Here is an 18,210-nt window from a genome sequence, read left to right as displayed (position 1 = left end):
AACCCTACTCCGAACGTTTATGGGACGCTTTGGAATCGCAGTAGTTGCCGGAAAGTGACGATTTCGGCGGAAAGAAGAAGAGGTGCCCGCGCGCCTCCGACAGCTTTATCTGTGCGCCCTCAGCCCCTGAAACGGGCCTTCCAGGCCCCCGTAGTCCTCCTCGGAGATCTCCCCGGCGGAGAGCCGGCGTGCATGCGCTTCCACGCCTCCAGGGCCCGGGCGGCCTTCTGGGAGCCCGGGAGCCGGCCGCGTGCCCGGCTCGGCCGGCCTAGGCGTCGTCCTCCCCGGCAAGCCGGTCCTCCCTCGACCGGTAGCTGCGCCAGCAGCAGTAGAGGTATCCCAGCACCGCTGCCGCCGACAGCGCGGACACGATGACGAAGATGGCGACGTCATTGAGCCACATCACGGAGGCCCAGCCGCCGAGACCGACCTCGCTGGACAGCCTTCCGAGTGCCGCCGCGACCCCTATCAGCAGGGAAACGCCCGCGCCCTTCCAGACGAGGCCCGTCCCGCCGAAGGTCTTGGCCTCCAGAACGCGGAGAGAGTCGCTGACGGCACCGCTTCTCTCCTTGGCCAGCGCGACGAGGGCGAGTGCGGCGACCAGGGCTGCGACCTCGACCGACTCCCCGAGGGAGCCTCCGCCCGTCCTGGCTAGGTAGTTGAAGCGAGAGGAGACGTCGAACAGCACCCCGCCGGCCAGGATGTAGAAGCCGGCCCGGTAGATTGGGGCGAGGACCGACGACATGCGCTCGTCCTTCCCCTCGCTCTGAGATGTGATGATGTCTTTCATGATGCCCCTTTCGGCTAGTCCCAGAACAGCTCGTCAAGCGTCTTGCCGAGCTTCTTGCAGATGAGCTTGCAGAGATTGAGGCTGGGATTGTAGTTGCTGGCCTCGATGCTGCAGATGGTCTGGCGGGTTGCGCCGACGTCCTTGGCAAGCTCGGCCTGCGACAGTCCCGCCTCCTTGCGCGCGGCGCGCATCCTTTCGTTTCGTTTCTGAATCACGCTCTTCTCCTCCGCAAAGCAATGGTAAATGTCAAATATATCCGACATGACAAGTATCCACGACATTTCTCTTAATGTCAAATATATATGACACGAAACGCCCCGCATCGCCGCATGGGCGGTGAGTCGCGCCTGCTTCCCCGGCCTCGGCTTTAAAGCCGTTCTTGGCCTCATCCGATCACACGGAGGGAAGGTGAGGCTCTTCGGAACCACAGCCCCGCGCGAAGCGGCGACCAAGCAGCGCATCGGCGTGGTGTTCGACACTTGCGCGCTGCCCAAAGAGATAACAGTAGCTGCTGCCGACTCGCTCATGCGGTCAGCTTACGGACGATGGGACCAGGCGGCCTTCAAGCGGTGCCTGGGCGAGTTCGACCTGCCGGAGGACAAGAAAGTCTCTGACCTCTCGCGCGGCATTCTCATGTCGGCCACATCACAAGCGACCTCGAGAAGATTGCTGACTACATAGTCTGCATCGAAGCGGGCCGTACCGCGTTTTCTGTCATAAAGGACGTCATTACCGACGTGGCGGGCGTCGCACAATGTCATGCGGCGGAGTTCGATTCCGTCGCGAAAAGCTCGTTCTTCGCTTCTGGCGAGATGCGTTTCATCAGGCAGCCGTACAGTACGGTGATTCTCGTTCCCGATCGGTTCGCGTTCGGGGAACGGTTCCCCAGAATCGCGCTTGACCGTGCCGACATAGACGGCTACATGAACCTCGTGTTGAAGGGAGAAATCCGATGAAGACGATGACTCTTTCCGACCTCATCATCATGCGCAATTACCTGGCTCAGCAGTCAGTCGTCGGCCTCGCGCTCGGCATCCTGCTCGCGTTCGTGATGGAAAACCCCTATATCGTTTCGCCGCTCATCAGCGTAACGGTGGGCGGGACCTGCGCAATCACCGTCCTTGCGCTCGATGAGCGCAACGGCTGGGAACGCTACCGCCTCGCGATGCCGATCTCCCGAGCAAACGTGGTGTACGGACGCTACGCGAGTCTCGCCATAGCAGTGGTTGTCGGCCTCGTCGTGGGGCTAGTCGCGTCGCTCGCCGCCATGGTGCTCGCAAGCGCCTTCATGGCGATGGGCTATGACGTTAACGGCGTGCGCACGCTCGGCGAAGGAATCGATCCGGGAGCCTACACGCTCTCCGCCTCGATGGGCCTGCTCTTCATAACCGTGACACTCGCGGTTACCTTGCCGCTCACAATGCAGCCCGGCATGACGAAGGCAGTGCGCTTTATCCCCATGCTTATCGCATTGGTCGTGATACTTGCGTCTGCAGCGATTGGCTCGAACGGAACGCGGTTCGTCGCCCAATTCCTCGATGGTATCTTTGCGGACCCCAACAGGCCGACTATGCTCGCTGTCGCCAGCGCTGCGGCCTCCATCGCCCTCTACGCGGCTTCTGCCGCAATCGCGGCAAGGCTCTACGAGGCGCGAAAGCTGTAGCCGAACCGACTCGTTTCCATCCGTGAGGCCCCGCGCGGCTCCAGATTCGCCTATGGCGCCTCTCTTCCTTCTGCGATAGCGAATTCTTAACGAGAGGATGGGCTTTACTGCGGCACGGCCCTTTGCCGCCTGGCAAAACAATCTACATATCATCAGAGCTGCCGCTTCGCCGGTTCTCGGATGCGTATGCGCAGCAGGCGGGTACGTAGGCACCCGCCCTTCCCCCTTCTCTAGGCTACCTGATGCCTTGCGAAAGCGCGCATCGCAAGCGGTGTGCAAGCCACTAGGAGGACTGCGTAGAGTATCGCCAACGCAGTAGGAAGATCGATTACCGCCGTCCCCGCCGCGAAGCTGACCATGCGGCTGAATGCGAAGCTCATCCCCGCCATGGGCGTGAGGGCCCCAAGCTTCGCGAGCGGAGGGATGAAGAGGGCGAACATCCCGAGGAAGGCCACCGCCATCGGAATCATGGCCACCGGCATCGTGGAGCGCATCTTCGAAGACAGGAGCAGCGTGAGCGCCGCCATGCCGATCGCGATGAGATAGCCGAGGCCGTAGACGGCGAGCATGGCCTGCCCGACTGTGAGCGGGTACGGGTTGTCGAATCCAAAGACCACCTGCGTCGGCAGATCCCACCCTCCAGCGCCGCACACTGCCACGTTGATCCCCACGACGACCGCCAAGCAAAGACACCAGTATGCCGTGGCGAACGCTAGCGCCGCGATGGCCTTGGCGGCGGGAAGAGCCCTCTTCCCGCGTCTCGTCGGCAGCGCCACAGCGGCGGTGCGGTTCTGGTACTCTCCCGCGTACACGCCCGAGAGGGCGATGCACAGCGCCACAATCGCGAAAGCAAGGGAGCTCGCCCAATCCAAGGCGTTCTTCCATGCGCCGGCGTAGCCGAATTCAACCGGCCACTGAATCTGGTCGAACATGCCGTGCCAATAGGATGCCTCGGCATCGCTGTAGGGGAAATAGTGCTCGAAGCCGTCGGACAGCGTGGTGTCTATCCTCGCAAGCGAGCCCTCTCGCAGGCTCGTCGCGCGCGGGCTTGCGCTATCGAGCGTACCCACAATCTCGTTGTAGTAGTTGTCGGAGGCGACGGCCCTCGTCTGCTGCCAGAACTCGAGACCGTACTGGGCGATTATCGCGTCGTTCGACAGGTCGTAATAGCCGGGGGTCCCCTCTGCGAGCTCGTTGGCGCGATCGAGGACAGCTGCATCTTTCGCGATTCGGGCATCGTCGAGCACGCCGGCATGCGACTCCTCGTTGTTGCGGTATGCCTGCTGGCCGGCGAGTCCCTCCACGACGGCGCCTGTTGCATGGTCGCGCGTGGTTGTGGTCGCCAGGTTCATAAAGGCCATGCCTGTCAGCAGGGCGAGCGCGACCAGGCACGCCACCATACCCGCACGGTTGCCGAGTATCTTTCTAAGTTCGAACTTGATGAGCTCTCCCATTGTGTTCTCCTAACGGATGCCCGCGTCGCGGAACGCGAGCAGGTACAGGTCTTCCAACGTGGGCTCGACCGCCCGCGCCCCCTCTATGGGCGAGGCGTCCGCCACCACGCGCACCACCGCGTGCCCGTCTGCGGCATAGTGCACGTTGGCCACGGACATGCGCGCCGACATCTCCTCGGCAAGATGCGCCTCCACATGGCATTCCCACACCTTGCCCGCGGCCTGCGAAATCACCTGCTCGGGCGTGCCGTCCATGATGAAGCCGCCCTCGCGCATCACGAGAATGCGGCTGGCAATGAACTCCACGTCGCTGACGATGTGGGTGGAAAGTATCACGATCTTGTTTTGGGCGAAGCTGGCGATGAGGTTGCGGAAGCGCACGCGCTCCTTGGGGTCGAGGCCGGCCGTGGGCTCGTCGAGCACCAGGATGGCGGGGTCGTTGAGCATGGCCTGGGCGATTCCGAGGCGCTGCTTCATGCCGCCGGAGAAGGTCTTCACCTTGCGCCGCGCGTCGTCGGCAAGCCCGACCTCATCGAGCAGCTGCACGCTGCGGGCGCGGCCGTCTCGGCTGGGGAAGCCCTTGAGCGTGGCCATGTAGCGCATGAACTCGAGCGCCGAGAAGTCGGGGTAGTAGCCGAAATCCTGCGGGAGGTAGCCGAGCAGCGCCCGATACTCGTCGCCCATCGACAGGGCATCGCGCCCATCGAGCAGAACCTGCCCGCTGGTGGGGCGCATCACGTCGCAGACCATGCGCATGAGCGTGGTCTTGCCCGCGCCGTTCGCGCCCAGAAGCCCCGTCACACCCGGGGAAAGCGTGGCCGACACGCGGTCTACGGCTATCCTCGCCCCGAACTGCTTGGTCAGCCGATCCAATGTGAGTTCCATACTGCAATCCTTATCTAGTGGTAGGTTTTCGCCATATGCGGTGAGAACGCGTCCAGCCCCACAGAGGCCGCGTGTACGAGCATCGCGACCTCGCGCACGAGCCATGCGAGCGCCATGGCGGCCGCGGCGATCCACGAGGCGAGAGAGGCCGTCCCGTACATGTCCGGCCACATGCTCGCAAGGGTCATGAGCACGGCGCAGCACGCGGCCGCCCATGCCCAGCAGAGCACTGCGGCAGAAGAGGGCGCCGCCCTCCTAATCAGCGCTAGCGATCCGGCGCAGGAGCAAAAGAACGGCGGGCAGGCGCAAAGCGCTACCGAGAGCGCGTCGACGTCCAGAGAGGACGCGACTGCGCCAACCATGAGGGCGACCACCAGCGACGACGAGCAGCCCAGAACGATCAGGTGCGCCACCATCACGCTCGCCGCGTTGTTGGGGCACGAGTACTCAAGCTCGGCCACGCCGTGCAGCTTGCTCGCATGCACGCTGGGCACGCCGACGAGCACGGTTGCGGCGGAGAGGACGCCGACGACGAGCTTCGCGAGGCTCGCGTCCGCGGCGCTGCTCGCCGCGGCGAGCATGAGCGCGACGATTCCCAGCTGCGCGATCCAGGTCCATGAAGGGACGTAGCGCACCTGGGACGCGACGAACGGGGCGAACCCCATCCTGTGACCCCGGACTTTGCGCATCCGCGCGTCCTCGGCGGCCATGGCCCGCGCGAGTGAATCGATAGTGTTCGATCCCGCCTTCTCCCGTTGGGCGGAATAGTGCTGGGAGAGCTCGATTTTGAGCCTTGCTCGCTCCGCCTTACCCATCAAGACCACCCTCCTTCAAGTCCTCTTCGAGCACCTTCAGCGCCGCTTTTATCCGCCTGCGCGCTGCGAAACGGCTTATCCCGAGGGCCTGGGCGACTTCGCTTAACCCGAGGCCCAGGAAAAACCGCAGTTCCACAATCTCGCGCAGCTCACCCGGCAACCGCTCCAACGCGAGGTCGAGATCAGCCTCGCGCCCGTCGCGCTCGCTGGCAGCGACCTCGAATTCGAGGCTCACCGTCTCCAGCCGCCTCTTGCGGCTGGCGTCGACGCACACGCTTCTCGCTATCCGCATGAGATAGGCGATGGGCTTGCCGCGCTCGCGGTACCCTTTGGCCCGACCTCGCGCAGGAACGTCTCCTGCGCGAGGTCGGGCGCCTCGTGCCCGGCGGGCGCGTGGCGCCTGCAGTACGCCAGTACGTCGTCGTAGCACTCCTCGGCAATCTCGCGTGCCCGGTTAGTATCCAGGCCGCCGGTTTCCCGTCTAGGCAAGCCAAATCACCTCCTCTACCCACTACAACGTGAAAGCAGCCCGAAATGTGCGGCCTTTCACGATTTTAATATCGAGCATTCTCCCGCATTTTCCCATGGGTGCTGTGAGCCGGGCTCGATTGGTGGGGCTCATGGCGTCCTCGGGCTTCATCTATTCTCAAGGAGTCGCGTCTCTTGGACGGACAAGCAGGGATGTGCTTGTTGGAGGCGTGCATGCAAAGCCTGACGGGATGCTGGATCACGCTAAGTCTTGTTACGTCATAACCGAATGAAAAAAACAAGTTGTTTGCGGTCAATTATCAAATTCGGCAGAGAAGTCTCTTCCGCGTTGCTATGATGGTCGGTAGAATTTTTAAGATTCGAGAGGAGGTGTCCCATGGCAACCGGCGACCAGATAAAAGCCCTTATTAAAGCACATTACGACCAAGATAACGAACGTTTCAAGACTGCGGCATTGCGCATAGCCGCATCAGAAACACGCGTTGGCCACACCACTTTGGGTAGGGAAATCACTGCCATGGTCGATGCATCCACTCGTGCAAAAGGCAATGTCATTAGTCTTGCGAATAAGGACAATCTGTTCCTTGTCTCATTCCCGGAGGTTCGACTGGACGATTTGGTTGTCTCGCCAGAAATCGCCGAGAAGATCGACCGCATGCTAGACGAGTATCGCCAAAGGAAGAGGCTCGCTTCGTTCGGCCTAAGCTGCCGTCGCAAGCTCCTGCTCGAGGGGGACCCGGGCACGGGCAAGACTATGACGGCTTCGGTGATCGCCGCCGATCTCGGCATGCCCCTGTTCATCGTACAGACTGATAAGCTCATCACGAAGTACCTTGGCGAGACTAGCTCCCGGCTTCGCCAGATTTTCGAAGCCATTGCCAGCAATCGCGCCGTCTACCTGTTCGACGAGTTCGACGCCATCGGGGCCGATCGCAGCAGAGACAACGAGGTTGGCGAGATGCGCCGCATATTGAACTCGTTTCTGCAGTTCATCGAGGTGGATACCTCTGAGAGCATAATCATCGCCGCTACGAACAACAGGAAAATGCTCGACCAGGCGCTCTTTCGACGCTTCGACGACGTTATGCATTACGAACTTCCGACAACCAGAGAGGTTAAGCGCATCGTGGCGAACCGTACGGGTGCCTATGACCCGGCGCTTTCCCTTACCGACGAGACGGCCGCCAAGCTCTCGCAGCTTTGCCAGGCAGACATCACGCGCCTTTGTGAAGATGCGGTAAAAGAATCCTTATTGACTGACTCCCCGCTGTGCGACGAGCTTTTCCAACGGCTCTGCGAGGATAGGTTGTCCATATACGACTGCGAGGATAAGGTCGGCTAAGCGGAATGAAGAGACCGAACCTCGTTCTCACGAACACGTGCCACCAAGAGCCTTATTCTGCCCCTCAGGGCGGCAGGGGCAAGCCGTCAATCGATCGTGACCCCTCATCGCATGCAGCGAAGCTCTGCAAGGAGTTGGAGGGTGCCTTTGCTGCGAACGACGATAGAAGAGCGTTCGCTGTTGTTGACAGGCATGGAATCTACCTTGAGTTTATTGGTCCTCAAAACGGAGACTTGACTACGGGGAGCTTGGAGGATGTGCGGCGGGGCGTGCGCCTTCTCAATGTTCGCCAAGTGGGTGACGTCACACGGGCGACAGTGTTTATCCCATCTGGGGAAGAGCGCTTTTTTCTTGATAGAGTGGAGGCATATGGCGATCCGCACCAGGTCACCAAGAAGGGCAAGCCTCGCCACGAGAAGCTGGTGTCCAGCATCGAGGACATCCGTCTGGCTATCGTCGATTCTCTTTGGACGGGTAGTGATGATAAGCGCCCAGCGGATTTGAAGCAGTGGCTCGAGGTTTGGCTGCGAACGGGCAAAGATGAGGACGGCAGCTCGTTCGAAGCGTATTCCGCTTTGCTTGATAAGCTCCATATCGAGCACAAGAGTGCCTTCATCTTGTTCCCCGAGCGCATGGTTACGCTGGCGTATGCAAATATGTCCGATCTTGCGGGCCTCCTGGACAGCTACGATGGTCTTGCCGAGATAAAGGAGGCGCCCCTTGCATCATCGTTCTTCGCCAATCTTGAGGGGCCCGAGCAGCGCGAGTGGATTGACGACCTATTGAGCAGAACGTCTTTTGAGCCCGGCGAAGCAAGCGTCTGCATACTCGACACGGGCATCAACGGCGGACATCCGCTCTTGTCCCCGGCCGTTGACGAAGATGCCGTCCTGGCTTATGACGATGCGCTCGGGACAGGAGATCGAGACGGCCATGGCACCAAGCTCGCAGGGCTGGCTTTATATGGAAATTTGAAAGAATGCTTGCTGTCTGCGGGTCCAGTAGAGGTGACTCACTCCCTTGAGTCCATGAAGATTCTTGACCTGAGCAGGCAGAACAGTCCTGACCTGTATGGTGAAATCGTCAAGCAGGCGATGGACAGGACTTACGTGGCAAAGCCGAAGAGGAATAGGGTCTTTTGCTCCGGAGTCACTGCTGATGAGTGCGAAGTCACCGATGGCTTGCCCACATCCTGGTCTGCTGCGCTAGACGAGGCCATCTCTCATGCAGACGACCCCTCGAGCGAGCATGAGCTAGTGCTTGTTTCCGGCGGGAACATCCCGTTGTCCATGCTGAACGGAACGGTCTATCCCGAGGCGAACGAGATTCGCTCCGTCCGCAGCCCGGGACAATCGTGGAATGCTCTGACGGTCGGGGCGTACAGTGAAAACGCCCTGGTCGAAGAAGACGACATACTGGCCACGGGCTATCAGCCCGTCGCGGTGCCGGGAGAGCTATGCCCATTCAGCACGACGTCTCTGCAATGGGGACATTCGATTGCGCCGGTGAAGCCCGAGGTCGTCTGCCCCGGTGGAAACATAGTCGGGATGGGTACCGACTATTCAGACTGTCAGGATTTATCGCTGCTTACCACTGGCGCTGACATAGCGTCACGCCCGCTGGACACCATCAACGCGACGAGTGCGGCAGTTGCCGAGGCCGCCTATATTGCGGCCGAGCTGGAGAATGCCTATCCAGACCTATGGCCCGAGACAATCAGGGGACTGCTTGTGCATTCCGCCCGCTGGTCACAAGCAATGATAGACAGGTACTCGCCCGAGGGGTCGCCCGAGGATACGTCCACAAAGGGGCGGAGGAGGCTGCTTAGGGCTTGCGGCTACGGCATACCGGACTTGAGCCGTGCAGTCGAATGCAAGGAGAACAGTGTCAACCTCATTATTCAAGAGGCCCTACATCCGTATGAGGTGAAGGAAGGGCGTGAGACGATGAGGGAGATGCACCTTCATACGCTGCCTTGGCCAAAAGATGTGCTCGCTTCGCTTGCCGATGTCGACGCAACGCTCCATGTGACCCTTTCTTATTTCATCGAACCGGGGCCGGGGCAGATTGGGTGGAAGGACAGGTATCGGTACTCTTCTCACGGACTTCGTTTCGATGTGAACAAGCCGGGCGAGAGCCTGGAAGAGTTCGAGAAGCGTATCAACGTAAGCGTTCGAGATGAGGATGAGGGAAAAGCGTCTAGCGGCTCTGGCGGCTGGTTTCTCGGCGTCAACAACCGAAACGTAGGCTCGATTCATTCCGACTACAAATATGCATCCGCAATCGAGCTGAGCGACATCGAGTTTATTGCCGTATACCCGGTGATTGGATGGTGGAGGTCTCGCAGGTATCTTGGGAAGATTGATTCTGAGGCGCGATACTCGTTGATTGTGAGCATCGAGACACCTTGCGTGGAGGCAGATCTCTACTCGGAAATCACTCAGCGGATAGAAAATACTTCGGCAACGGCCGTTTCTATTGCTGCCACTGGTGCAGCGCGAGAGCGATAAGCGCGATCAGGTTTGTCAGGCTGAGGCTAGTCGTGGTGCTAAAATAGATAATTCCTACCGTGATATCGACCTCATAATCACGGCGGAGATGAGGTCGAGGTGGAAGTTTTGTACTCATCGCCGAATTGGAGAATGGCCGACAAACCAATAAGCTCCAAGGTCGTGGCATGCGTGGGCGTGTAGTCAGCTACGGACGGTCTTGATACGTTTCCGCAGTTTCGGTAACCCCGAATGCCGCCGAATGACGCCGCATACCTTGCCGTATTCGGGCATGCAATTATTCCCCTAACGGTTCTTCCGGGGCGCTGATTTTATACGGGAATAATGGAACAGCCTCCAAAAAACAGGAGGCTGTTCGCAAGGAAGCATTAATTTACCTGGGGAAATGTCAGAAAGAGGCCTTCCAATCAGCGTAAGCGGCCCCGTCGACTTCTCCGCGCTCGAGCTCAGCGCGCTTTTCCGCCCAGGTCTTGATCGACTGCGCGAGCTTTGCGACATGCGGCGCCCACATTACCTGGCCGTGGTGCCCGCGCCCAGCAGTCTCCTATCAGTCGTTCGGAGCGGCGAGCTCCTCAGGTGGCAACACCCCCCGGCCCTCTGCGGGGCAGGGACAGACGGTCATCCGGAGGCGCCCGATCGGCGGCCCCTCGGGGCTTGCCCGTATCGTAGGCAATGCGCCGAATGCTCGCCACAGAAGCTCATCGGTGGCTTATCGCAGACTGTAATGGGCGGCGCGCTCGCTGCTGTCAGGAGCGTCTTTATGATCGAGCGGGTTTATGCACTTCAATGCACTCGTCTGATAGAATCAAACCGCCAGGCACCTGCAGCTCCGCACTTTCCATTGCTCTCTATATCGCCTGAAAGGATCGCCGCAGAATGGAAGCAGCTTTCATCACAAACATATCATTTCCCAAATCGCTAGATGAGGTTCTTTACTTCATCAAGGCACGCGGTCACTTCGATGTCGAGGAAGTTCTCGAAGAGTCCTACGTGGAATGGACGGCACCCAAGGATGCTCATATCGGAGAGCAAGTGTTTTTCATGCATTCCAAGACGTCGATAGATACCATTCGCTCGCTGAAGAAGCAGCACAAGGAAATGGAAGCGCATATCAACCCCAATGCCAACAAGACCCTCATCGAGGCTCTGGACAAAGCTGAGAAGCTCTACCAGTCAATCGGAGGATGCGTCTTCGCGCGGGGTAAGGTTTGCGGCGAAATCATCGTGGATAACGTTGCTAGGAACGATGGACTTCATTGGAGGAGTGTCTACTATGCGCCAATTGGCGACATTTCCGTGATAGAACCCCCTATAAACATCAGCGAGTTTAGAGACTTCATCAAGATTTCGAGAACCGGTGCAATAACGAAGCTCGACGAGAGACAGGAGAAAATGCTCCTCTCGCTGAGGGGTCTATGACCTCATTTGAGCTCTCTTCCCATCCCATTTTGTCATTATCGCTAGTGTGGAGCACGGCTTGCTTGCCGAGCTCGCGAAGGAAGGCGCCAGCACTTGCCTTGCCGTACGATATGCGGGTACATTTCCCTAACGGTTCTTCCGGGGTGCCGATTTCATACGGGAATAATGGAACAGCCTCCAAAAAACAGGAGGCTGTTCGCAAGGAAGCATTAATTTACCTGGGGAAATGTCAGAAAGAGGCCTTCCAATCAGCGTAAGCGGCCCCGCCGACTTCTCCGCGCTCGAGCTCAGCGCGCTTTTTCGCCCAGGTCTTGATCGACTGCGCGAGCTTGGGGGCATGCGGCGCCCCGGGGTCGACCGTCAGGCCCATGCCGTCCTCGCTGGGCACGAGACCGTAGCCTTCCTCCAGCTGCAGCAGCAGGGCCACGAGGTCGCGCGACGTCTCGACTCCGTAGTCCTTGAGCGCGCCTACGGAGACCTCGAGCTCCTTCGCGATCTCCTCCAGCAACTCGGGCTTCACCGCGCGGATGCCGCTCTCGTAGTGCCTGATCGCGCCTTCGGTAAGCCCAACCGCATCGGCGAGCTGGGCCTGCGTCAGGCCCTTCGCCTTGCGGTATCGCCGAATGTTGTCGCCCGTCGCCATGTGCCCTCCTGTTTTATTTCGTGGCGACCATTCTATCAGCGTACGAGTTTGTACGCAATTCTATTGACAGTACATATGCGTACGATTATTCTCGGGAATATAAGCGTACAGATACGTACGAATAGACAGGAGGTCCAAGATGGAACAGCCGGTTGCAAGGACGCCGAGGCCGAGCATGCTCACCGCCGACGAGGTGGCGGAGCGTCTGAAGATCAAGAAAGGCAGCGTCTACGAGGTGATCCGGCAGATGAACAAGGAGCAGGAGGCCCTCGGGCGCGTGGTGATCCGCGGACGCATCCGCAGCGACCTGTTCGAGGCCCGCTACTTCCCGGAGGTGAACAATGCCGGCCTATAAGGACAAGAAGACGGGCCTCTTCTACGTGCAGTTCTACTACCGCGACGCGCGCGGGGCCAAGCGGCACAAGACCAAGAAGGGATTCCAGACCGAGCTCGAGGCGCTTCTGTGGGAGAAGAACTTCAAGGCCCTCAAGGACGACGCCATGGACATGACCTTCGCCGACTTCTGCAAGGTCTACGAGGCGGAGGTGAGGCCGAGGGTCCGCGAGCACACCTAGCTCACCAAGGAGAACATCATCCAGAGCAAGCTCATCCCGTTCTTCGGCGACATGCGCATGTGCGACATACGGCCCGTCGACATCGTCAGGTGGCAGAACTCCCTCACGGGCTCCACGAGGCCCGACGGCGACAGTTTCAAGCCCACTTACCTGAGGATCATCAACAACCAGCTCAACGCCATCTTCAACCACGCCGAGCGATTGGGTTTCGCTCGACCGTTGTTTCTTTAACCTGACTGATTCTAATTTAGGAAGAAATCATTGACTTCTTCGCGCGTGTGCAGGATTTCGCCGTCCGGGACGTTAAGGCTTGCCGCCAACTCAACGGAGCCGGGAAAAGCCATTGCGACATTCGGGGAGAAAGCCTTCTCGAGAAGGCTGATGTATGCGCTCATATTCTCACGAAGGCCGCTGATGCATGCGGCGTATTCGCCATCGAGTTCAGTATCGAGGGCCTTCAATTCCCGGGCATAGTGCGCGAGCAGCTCCGCCTCTCGTTTGTCATAGAAATCCTTTCCCAATTCGTACACGGTCGTGCCTACGGCGTTGCCGACGAGGGCGCCCAGAACCGGGAGCGGAATGATGGCCTGGCCCACGAAGCTCGAGAACGCGCTCACAGACGCATCGAGACACGCGATTTCTGAGCTTTCTATAAACTCGATCTCCGTAAGCTCGCCGCTGCGGAACCTGTAAGCGCATTCTGCGACGCCGAATGATGCCGTGACCAGCGCGCTTGCAACAGATGAGGGCGTGGCCGTGTAGTTGTTCAGCCAATAAACAGCTCCACCGCGAACCCCGCCTTTGACGAGTCCCATGCCGGAATCTTTTGCGATTTCCTCCCAGTCGTCCTGGGTCAAGTCGCCGATGCGCTTTCCGTTCTCGAGATGACGCTTCATTGAAATGGCGAATGCCGTTCCCGCTTCCAGAACGGCGCCAGCCGCTGCGGCCTTCGCGCCCTCTTGGGGCGTGGGCTTGTGTTCCTCGTAAATGTCTCTCTTTATTCGCTCGCTCTCGTCTGCGAGCCTGCTCTTCTCCTCGGCCATCTTGTCGGTGATAGCGTTCTTCTGGACCTCCGAGTACTCGAATTGGGAGGCCTCAAGGTCATCGATGCTGAACCCGCTTGAGTCGAAGAACTCATGGATGCTCTTCCAGGTTGAGTAGGACGGGCCGCCGGTCGAGGACGCCAGCTTGGCCGCTTCCTCCTTTGGCATCTCGTACAGGGAGCGCACCGCGTCGAGATGGTCCTTCGGGATCTGGTAGATGCCGTCTTTGTCGAGGAAATTGGGGTACTTCTGCAAATGGGCGGCCACGGCGTCCAGGGAGAACTTGCCGCCGGCGTTCACGAACTTGACCTGTATCTCGACGCCGTTGCGCAAAAGGTCGGCGGGTCCGTTGTCATTAACCCATTCCATTGCCGGTTTATCGCCATGGACGAGGCTCTGCGCGTTCTCCAACCCGCATTCGGCCACCTCGGCGATGAACCCATGGACACCCTTGTTGCCGCCTCTGTTCGCAACGACGAGGTCCTCGATCTTCCCGAGCGCCCAGTTCATGGACTCCATTGCGGAATCGAGGTTCTGGTCTTGGCGGTTGAGATTCTCGATGAGGTCGTCGATTCTCATCTGGTTGATCAAGCCGATCCATGCGGCGACGGCCTGCTCCTGGGAGCTCTTGAGTACCTTTTCTGCTTTCATGGCTATTCACCGTCCCGGGTGGCCACCCTCTCGACGATGAGGCTGCCCAGGGACTTCGCGTTGTTTACCAAGGAGCCCAAGGCCAGTTTCTCGTCGTCGGAGATGGAAAGGTAGTCGGCGCCATGCAGGCGGCATGAGGACATAAAGGACCTGGACAGCTCTTCACGAAGGGCATCGGTCTTTGTCCTGAGCGCCCCGATCGCTGCAGACGTCTCCCTAAGAGCCTCGGTGTTTCTCTTTACCGACAAGAGCTCCTCGTGCTTTTCCCCAGCGATCTTGTGCTGTTTTTTCACGAAAAGCGCGATGGAGGTCAGCAACGTGGCGCCTGCGACGCCCCATCCGATGGGGCCGGCCATTACCAGGAAAGCGCTGCCAGCGGCCATCCCGCCTCCTCCGGCGGCCAATGCGCCTCCGCCGAGCCAGGCCATCGCCGCGTTTGTCGCGGCAGCGCCCGACAGCGTGGAGATCGCGGCGCCCGTGGAGGCGGTCCCGAAAGTTGTGGCAACCCACATGGCGGCGGATGGGGCTATGCCGGCAACGGCCATGCCCGCCGCGACGCCGGCACCGGCGCTGGCCGCCGATTTCCGTGCCGAGTCCAGCTCTTCGCGGGCGAAGGACTCCGACTCCTTGAAGCTTCGCTTCTTGTGGGACACCTCCTCGATATCCTCCATGAACGACTTCGGCGTGTTCGCGATCGAGTTCACCAGGTCGGTAACGAGGTTCAGCAGGTCGATGCTCCTCAGCCTAGACTGGTAGAGCTCGATCCCTCCCGACTCCAGATTGGTGTAGGTTTGGTTGTATTCGATGACGGCGAGCTCGTACTCATCCGGTTCTTTCGCCCTTGCATTCTCGAAGCCTTGCTTGACCCCATCGGCAATTTCTCCCGCTTTACCTGCGATGGCGGCGACAGCGCCTTGAGCACCGGCCGTTGCCGCGCTTGCAGCGTTTGCGGCTCCTTCAGCCACATCGCCAAGCATTTTCGCCATATGTTCCGGAGTTAGCCTTTGAGATTGGGGCGATGCGCCAACATTTCGCTCATCGACAAACCCAGTGTTGTATTTGAAGCTCTTCGGCTCTGGGCCGTCCTTGATCGCATCACCAATGCTCTGAACGGCGCCCTTTGCCTTGCCTGCAATGTCTCCGATGGCCTGTCCCGTATGATTGGCGGCGCTTTGAGCGGCATTCGATGCCTGTTCGGCAGCGCTTGCGATTTCTTTTCCCGCAGCGGCCTCAGCCTTCCGTGCCTCTTTTATTGGGTCGAAGCCTTTATCGAAGAAGCCCATCGCCCCTGCCTTTCTCTATTTGCAATTCAAGGCCATTATCCCACCGATGGATTTAGTCTCTATCAGCGATTTAACCACCGGTCATTATCTGCGCGAAAAGCGTCGTCGGTGTACAGCGCTTTGGACACTAGATTCAGTTGTCAGCTGAGCATGCGGCATAGACGACGGCGCGGGAATTGCTCGTCTGGGACAATTTGTCCCCGAAGTAGGCGTCGAGCTTCGCCACGTCGGCGAAGCCAGTCCGCTTGCCCTCTGAGCTCGGATGGGGCCTAGTAGCCGCACCGGGCGATGGCGCAGCCGCATTTCGCGCATTTGCCCTCGATCACGATTCCGAACTTGTCGGCGCGAAGCGTGTAGCCTGAAGCGACCGAAGCGGCTCCTCGCCGAAAGCCCTGGCGGCATGGAACGCCATAAGCAACGAGAAAAAGCGGAAGCCGCTCTGCACCATGACCGATGTTAGCTCGTCGAGCGTAACCGTGCCCGCGTTGAAGCCCGGGCACGCGTCGAGGAACTTGTTCGAGCGGTTGGTTGACTGCCGTGGCGTCGTCTTGGCGTGCTCGCAGATGCGCGCAGCGAACGGGACGGCGAGCTCGTCGAGCGTAACGGAGTCGCGCCCCTGCTGCGCAAGCTGCATGAGGGACTGCGCGAGGGCGAACTTGTAAGAGGCGGTGTTCTTGCCGAAGAGGACGACGTTGCGCCAGCTGGACTGCTCGAGGGAACCCGTGCGCAGGTACTTGTCTATCGGGCTTTCCGCCATGTCGCGATCTCCTTTTGTGCTCGTGTAACTGGATAGATTATCGCGCAGAAAGAGGAAAAACGCAGCATAACGGCGGTATTGCCAAGGAATAGACGCCTTGGATTCGATTACGGGCTAAAGCCTGATATGGATGATGCCGATACTGCTGGCGATCAGAACAAGAGCTATCAAGACCACAACGGCTGCCAAAACTACGTGCAACGGCTTCATTTATGTCTCCTGCCGAACATGATAGAAACGATTAAAACAGTTGCTGATATAATACCATCGGCAGTTAAACTACCCAACAGCATGAACGAGGCTTGTTTTGGAACAGGACAAACACGAAGAGGGCGTTCGGCATAGATCTGCCTCCAAGCACGATGAGCGTCAAGGGCAACCTCGAAAAGAGGCGGCCGAGAAGAAAAAAGGGCGAGGCAAGAGCGTCTTCGGCTTCTTCGGAAAGCTCTCGCTCAAAGCTAAGCTCGTTGTGCTTGCCGTAGTTGCGGTGATTGCCATCGGCTTCTTCGGCTTCGCCCTCCCTTGGATAACAGACAACCACGAGACGCAGTATCTCGCGACATCGGATCTCAAATCGGCCGTCGACATCGACAGCCTTTCCACGATTGACTACACCTACCACGGCATCGCCGAGAAGCACAGCCAGTTCCTCTGGCAGGATTGCGTGGACCATCGCGTTAAATACGAGGCTCACATCCGTGCATCCTACACACTGAGCGACATCCAGTTTGAGATCAACGAGGAGGATAAAGTCGTCACCGCGTATCTCCCCGAGGCGCAGATCGGTGATCCCCAGCTCGACAACAGCAAGTTCGGCTACCTCCCTGAGAGCGCAACTGCGGACATGAAGGACGTCATCGCGCTTTGCCGCGAAGACGCCGCGAACGACGTCGACAAAGAAGAGATCAAAGAGCAGGCGGAAGCGAGCCTGAAGGACATCGTCAAAGCGTTGACACTGCCGCTTCTCGGCGATGAATACCAGCTTGAATTCAAGCCGATCGCCGAGTACAACGGGGAGGTCGATTCCAATGCGTAAACCATGGCTTGCCGGCCTCGCCCTCGCCGCAGTGCTGTCGCTCTCCGTGCTTTCCGGTTGCGTCAAAAGCAGCGAAACGCCCGATTTCTCGGGCTATACCGAAATCGCGGAACTCGCCACTGTCGAGTGCACGTTTCACAACGTCGCTGAAGTCTATAACGACGGAACCAACATGCTGTTCGGGATAAACGTGGGATACAAGAAAGCTTGGTTCGAATACGACGGAACGGTCCAGCTGGGCGTCGATGTCTCCAAGGTTCAAATCGACGGGCCGGATGCGAACAACGTCGTCACCATCACGATTCCCAGCGCGCAGGTCCTCGGCCAGCCCCAAGCCGATGAGAGTACCTTCTCCGATATCCACAGCGATACCGGGCTGCTGACTCCCATCACAACAGTCGACCAGTCCATCGCGCTGGAAGAAGCGCAAAAAGCGATGAAGGAAAGCGCCGAGGCCAATTCGACGCTGATGAACGGGGCCCGTGAAAGGGCGAAAACCCTTCTGAGCCAATACGTCACGAAGATCGGGGATCTGCAAGGAGTGAAGTACGAGGTCCAGTTCAGGGATGCCGAATAGATTGGTTTTATAGCTGAGTCGATCTTGAAAGGGGCTGCGAAAGCGCCCCACTCTTTTTTCAGTTGCTAACTGATTTGCGGGCAGCTTGAGATAAAGTGGCGAACAAGATCCTCTAGCTCGGTTCTTTCGCTGTGTCTCTAAAGCGCTTTGAGGCTGTACATAAGGTCGAAAACGAAGCCGCCCGCGACGATTCTTCCAGTCATCGCTCCTGCGTATCCCTCATGACCTGCGGGAATGCTAGGTGGCAAAGCCGCTGGCTACGATTCACTTCGCCAAAC

At 59.1% G+C, this 18,210-nt stretch carries 20 protein-coding genes and 1 pseudogene; 10 read left to right on the top strand and 11 right to left on the bottom strand.

Features of this window, described 5'->3' with window-relative positions:
- Nucleotides 1–268 precede the first annotated feature (268 nt).
- On the bottom strand, nt 269–790 hold the full coding sequence (locus BN4314_RS02930; protein WP_068539699.1) for a hypothetical protein: 522 nt from the start codon (nt 788–790) through the stop codon (nt 269–271).
- Nucleotides 791–804: 14 nt separating this feature from the next.
- The gene (locus BN4314_RS02925) at nt 805–1,005 is read right to left on the bottom strand and encodes a helix-turn-helix transcriptional regulator (RefSeq protein WP_231294252.1); all 201 of its coding nucleotides are present in this window, start codon (nt 1,003–1,005) and stop codon (nt 805–807) included.
- Between the two features lie 193 nt (nt 1,006–1,198).
- Here BN4314_RS02925 and BN4314_RS08160 point away from each other — a divergent pair, with 193 nt between their 5' ends.
- Both BN4314_RS08160 and BN4314_RS02910 read left to right on the top strand, forming a co-directional pair.
- Nucleotides 1,199–1,471 (top strand): hypothetical protein, encoded by a 273-nt coding sequence (locus BN4314_RS08160; protein ID WP_068539694.1) that lies wholly within the window; start codon nt 1,199–1,201, stop codon nt 1,469–1,471.
- 271 nt (nt 1,472–1,742) lie between these two features.
- Nucleotides 1,743–2,453 carry an ABC-2 transporter permease gene (locus tag BN4314_RS02910; RefSeq protein ID WP_068539690.1) on the top strand — a complete coding sequence of 237 codons (711 nt, stop codon included), beginning with the start codon at nt 1,743–1,745 and terminating at the stop codon, nt 2,451–2,453.
- Between the two features lie 230 nt (nt 2,454–2,683).
- On the opposite strand, the gene BN4314_RS02905 is transcribed toward BN4314_RS02910, so the two are convergent.
- From BN4314_RS02905 to BN4314_RS08400, 5 genes and pseudogenes are all read right to left on the bottom strand, one after another.
- Nucleotides 2,684–3,907 carry an ABC transporter permease family protein gene (locus BN4314_RS02905; RefSeq protein WP_068539688.1) on the bottom strand — a complete coding sequence of 408 codons (1,224 nt, stop codon included), beginning with the start codon at nt 3,905–3,907 and terminating at the stop codon, nt 2,684–2,686.
- Nucleotides 3,908–3,916: 9 nt separating this feature from the next.
- Complete coding sequence (locus BN4314_RS02900; protein WP_068539686.1) at nt 3,917–4,792, bottom strand: ABC transporter ATP-binding protein; 876 nt, start codon at nt 4,790–4,792, stop codon at nt 3,917–3,919.
- A gap of 14 nt (nt 4,793–4,806) precedes the next feature.
- Nucleotides 4,807–5,607, bottom strand: coding sequence for a hypothetical protein (locus tag BN4314_RS02895; protein WP_082911149.1), 801 nt, complete (start codon nt 5,605–5,607; stop codon nt 4,807–4,809).
- On the bottom strand, nt 5,600–6,013 hold the full coding sequence (locus BN4314_RS08155; protein WP_408634885.1) for an RNA polymerase sigma factor: 414 nt from the start codon (nt 6,011–6,013) through the stop codon (nt 5,600–5,602). The genes BN4314_RS02895 and BN4314_RS08155 overlap by 8 nt, the downstream gene beginning before the upstream one ends.
- Nucleotides 5,962–6,096, bottom strand: a pseudogene (locus tag BN4314_RS08400) (hypothetical protein); the annotation flags it as partial. The gene BN4314_RS08155 and the pseudogene BN4314_RS08400, both read right to left, overlap by 52 nt.
- 376 nt (nt 6,097–6,472) lie before the next feature.
- On the opposite strand from BN4314_RS08400, the gene BN4314_RS02885 reads away from it, so the two are divergent.
- The 3 genes from BN4314_RS02885 to BN4314_RS02875 all read left to right on the top strand — a co-directional run bounded on the left by BN4314_RS02885 (nt 6,473) and on the right by BN4314_RS02875 (nt 11,367).
- On the top strand, nt 6,473–7,438 hold the full coding sequence (locus BN4314_RS02885; protein ID WP_068539682.1) for an AAA family ATPase: 966 nt from the start codon (nt 6,473–6,475) through the stop codon (nt 7,436–7,438).
- A 5-nt stretch (nt 7,439–7,443) separates the two neighbouring features.
- On the top strand, nt 7,444–9,948 hold the full coding sequence (locus BN4314_RS02880; protein WP_068539680.1) for a S8 family peptidase: 2,505 nt from the start codon (nt 7,444–7,446) through the stop codon (nt 9,946–9,948).
- 876 nt (nt 9,949–10,824) lie between these two features.
- Complete coding sequence (locus BN4314_RS02875) at nt 10,825–11,367, top strand: hypothetical protein (protein ID WP_068539678.1); 543 nt, start codon at nt 10,825–10,827, stop codon at nt 11,365–11,367.
- 229 nt (nt 11,368–11,596) lie between these two features.
- Here the strand turns inward: BN4314_RS02875 and BN4314_RS02870 are convergent, their stop codons facing one another.
- Entirely contained in the window at nt 11,597–12,010 is a 414-nt protein-coding gene (locus BN4314_RS02870) for a helix-turn-helix domain-containing protein (RefSeq protein WP_068539677.1), read from the bottom strand.
- 139 nt (nt 12,011–12,149) lie between these two features.
- On the opposite strand from BN4314_RS02870, the gene BN4314_RS02865 reads away from it, so the two are divergent.
- The 3 genes from BN4314_RS02865 to BN4314_RS08240 are packed head-to-tail and all read left to right on the top strand — an operon-like array spanning nt 12,150 to nt 12,816.
- Nucleotides 12,150–12,365, top strand: a complete 216-nt coding sequence (locus BN4314_RS02865; RefSeq protein ID WP_068539676.1) for a hypothetical protein — start codon at nt 12,150–12,152, stop codon at nt 12,363–12,365.
- The gene (locus BN4314_RS08245; protein WP_068539675.1) at nt 12,352–12,585 is read left to right on the top strand and encodes an Arm DNA-binding domain-containing protein; all 234 of its coding nucleotides are present in this window, start codon (nt 12,352–12,354) and stop codon (nt 12,583–12,585) included. The genes BN4314_RS02865 and BN4314_RS08245 overlap by 14 nt, the downstream gene beginning before the upstream one ends.
- A gap of 15 nt (nt 12,586–12,600) precedes the next feature.
- Nucleotides 12,601–12,816 (top strand): N-terminal phage integrase SAM-like domain-containing protein, encoded by a 216-nt coding sequence (locus tag BN4314_RS08240; RefSeq protein ID WP_267899995.1) that lies wholly within the window; start codon nt 12,601–12,603, stop codon nt 12,814–12,816.
- Nucleotides 12,817–12,827: 11 nt separating this feature from the next.
- Here BN4314_RS08240 and BN4314_RS02855 read toward each other — a convergent pair whose 3' ends face one another.
- The 3 genes from BN4314_RS02855 to BN4314_RS02845 form a co-directional block, all read right to left on the bottom strand.
- Nucleotides 12,828–14,279, bottom strand: a complete 1,452-nt coding sequence (locus BN4314_RS02855; protein ID WP_068539674.1) for a hypothetical protein — start codon at nt 14,277–14,279, stop codon at nt 12,828–12,830.
- 2 nt (nt 14,280–14,281) lie between these two features.
- Entirely contained in the window at nt 14,282–15,562 is a 1,281-nt protein-coding gene (locus BN4314_RS02850; protein ID WP_148424851.1) for a hypothetical protein, read from the bottom strand.
- 322 nt (nt 15,563–15,884) lie between these two features.
- Nucleotides 15,885–16,319 (bottom strand): hypothetical protein, encoded by a 435-nt coding sequence (locus BN4314_RS02845; protein ID WP_068539673.1) that lies wholly within the window; start codon nt 16,317–16,319, stop codon nt 15,885–15,887.
- Nucleotides 16,320–16,626: 307 nt separating this feature from the next.
- Here BN4314_RS02845 and BN4314_RS02840 point away from each other — a divergent pair, with 307 nt between their 5' ends.
- The gene (locus BN4314_RS02840) at nt 16,627–17,355 is read left to right on the top strand and encodes a DUF4230 domain-containing protein (protein ID WP_068539672.1); all 729 of its coding nucleotides are present in this window, start codon (nt 16,627–16,629) and stop codon (nt 17,353–17,355) included.
- Complete coding sequence (locus tag BN4314_RS02835; RefSeq protein WP_068539671.1) at nt 17,348–17,932, top strand: DUF4230 domain-containing protein; 585 nt, start codon at nt 17,348–17,350, stop codon at nt 17,930–17,932. The genes BN4314_RS02840 and BN4314_RS02835 overlap by 8 nt, the downstream gene beginning before the upstream one ends.
- Nucleotides 17,933–18,210 lie beyond the last annotated feature (278 nt).

This window comes from Olegusella massiliensis (genome assembly GCF_900078545.1).
Taxonomy (GTDB): Bacteria; Actinomycetota; Coriobacteriia; order Coriobacteriales; family Atopobiaceae; genus Olegusella; species Olegusella massiliensis.
This window is presented reverse-complemented; position numbering and strand designations above follow the sequence as displayed.

Bases quoted from the DNA above. Each gene is read 5' to 3' on its own strand.
- BN4314_RS02930 (WP_068539699.1), bottom strand. From the start codon at position 790: ATGAAAGACATCATCACATCTCAGAGCGAGGGGAAGGACGAGCGCATG.
- BN4314_RS02910 (WP_068539690.1), top strand. From the start codon at position 1,743: ATGAAGACGATGACTCTTTCCGACCTCATCATCATGCGCAATTACCTG.
- BN4314_RS02905 (WP_068539688.1), bottom strand. From the start codon at position 3,907: ATGGGAGAGCTCATCAAGTTCGAACTTAGAAAGATACTCGGCAACCGT.
- BN4314_RS02900 (WP_068539686.1), bottom strand. From the start codon at position 4,792: ATGGAACTCACATTGGATCGGCTGACCAAGCAGTTCGGGGCGAGGATA.
- BN4314_RS02895 (WP_082911149.1), bottom strand. From the start codon at position 5,607: ATGGGTAAGGCGGAGCGAGCAAGGCTCAAAATCGAGCTCTCCCAGCAC.
- BN4314_RS02885 (WP_068539682.1), top strand. From the start codon at position 6,473: ATGGCAACCGGCGACCAGATAAAAGCCCTTATTAAAGCACATTACGAC.
- BN4314_RS02880 (WP_068539680.1), top strand. From the start codon at position 7,444: ATGAAGAGACCGAACCTCGTTCTCACGAACACGTGCCACCAAGAGCCT.
- BN4314_RS02875 (WP_068539678.1), top strand. From the start codon at position 10,825: ATGGAAGCAGCTTTCATCACAAACATATCATTTCCCAAATCGCTAGAT.
- BN4314_RS02870 (WP_068539677.1), bottom strand. From the start codon at position 12,010: ATGGCGACGGGCGACAACATTCGGCGATACCGCAAGGCGAAGGGCCTG.
- BN4314_RS02865 (WP_068539676.1), top strand. From the start codon at position 12,150: ATGGAACAGCCGGTTGCAAGGACGCCGAGGCCGAGCATGCTCACCGCC.
- BN4314_RS08245 (WP_068539675.1), top strand. From the start codon at position 12,352: ATGCCGGCCTATAAGGACAAGAAGACGGGCCTCTTCTACGTGCAGTTC.
- BN4314_RS02855 (WP_068539674.1), bottom strand. From the start codon at position 14,279: ATGAAAGCAGAAAAGGTACTCAAGAGCTCCCAGGAGCAGGCCGTCGCC.
- BN4314_RS02850 (WP_148424851.1), bottom strand. From the start codon at position 15,562: ATGGGCTTCTTCGATAAAGGCTTCGACCCAATAAAAGAGGCACGGAAG.
- BN4314_RS02845 (WP_068539673.1), bottom strand. From the start codon at position 16,319: ATGGCGGAAAGCCCGATAGACAAGTACCTGCGCACGGGTTCCCTCGAG.
- BN4314_RS02835 (WP_068539671.1), top strand. From the start codon at position 17,348: ATGCGTAAACCATGGCTTGCCGGCCTCGCCCTCGCCGCAGTGCTGTCG.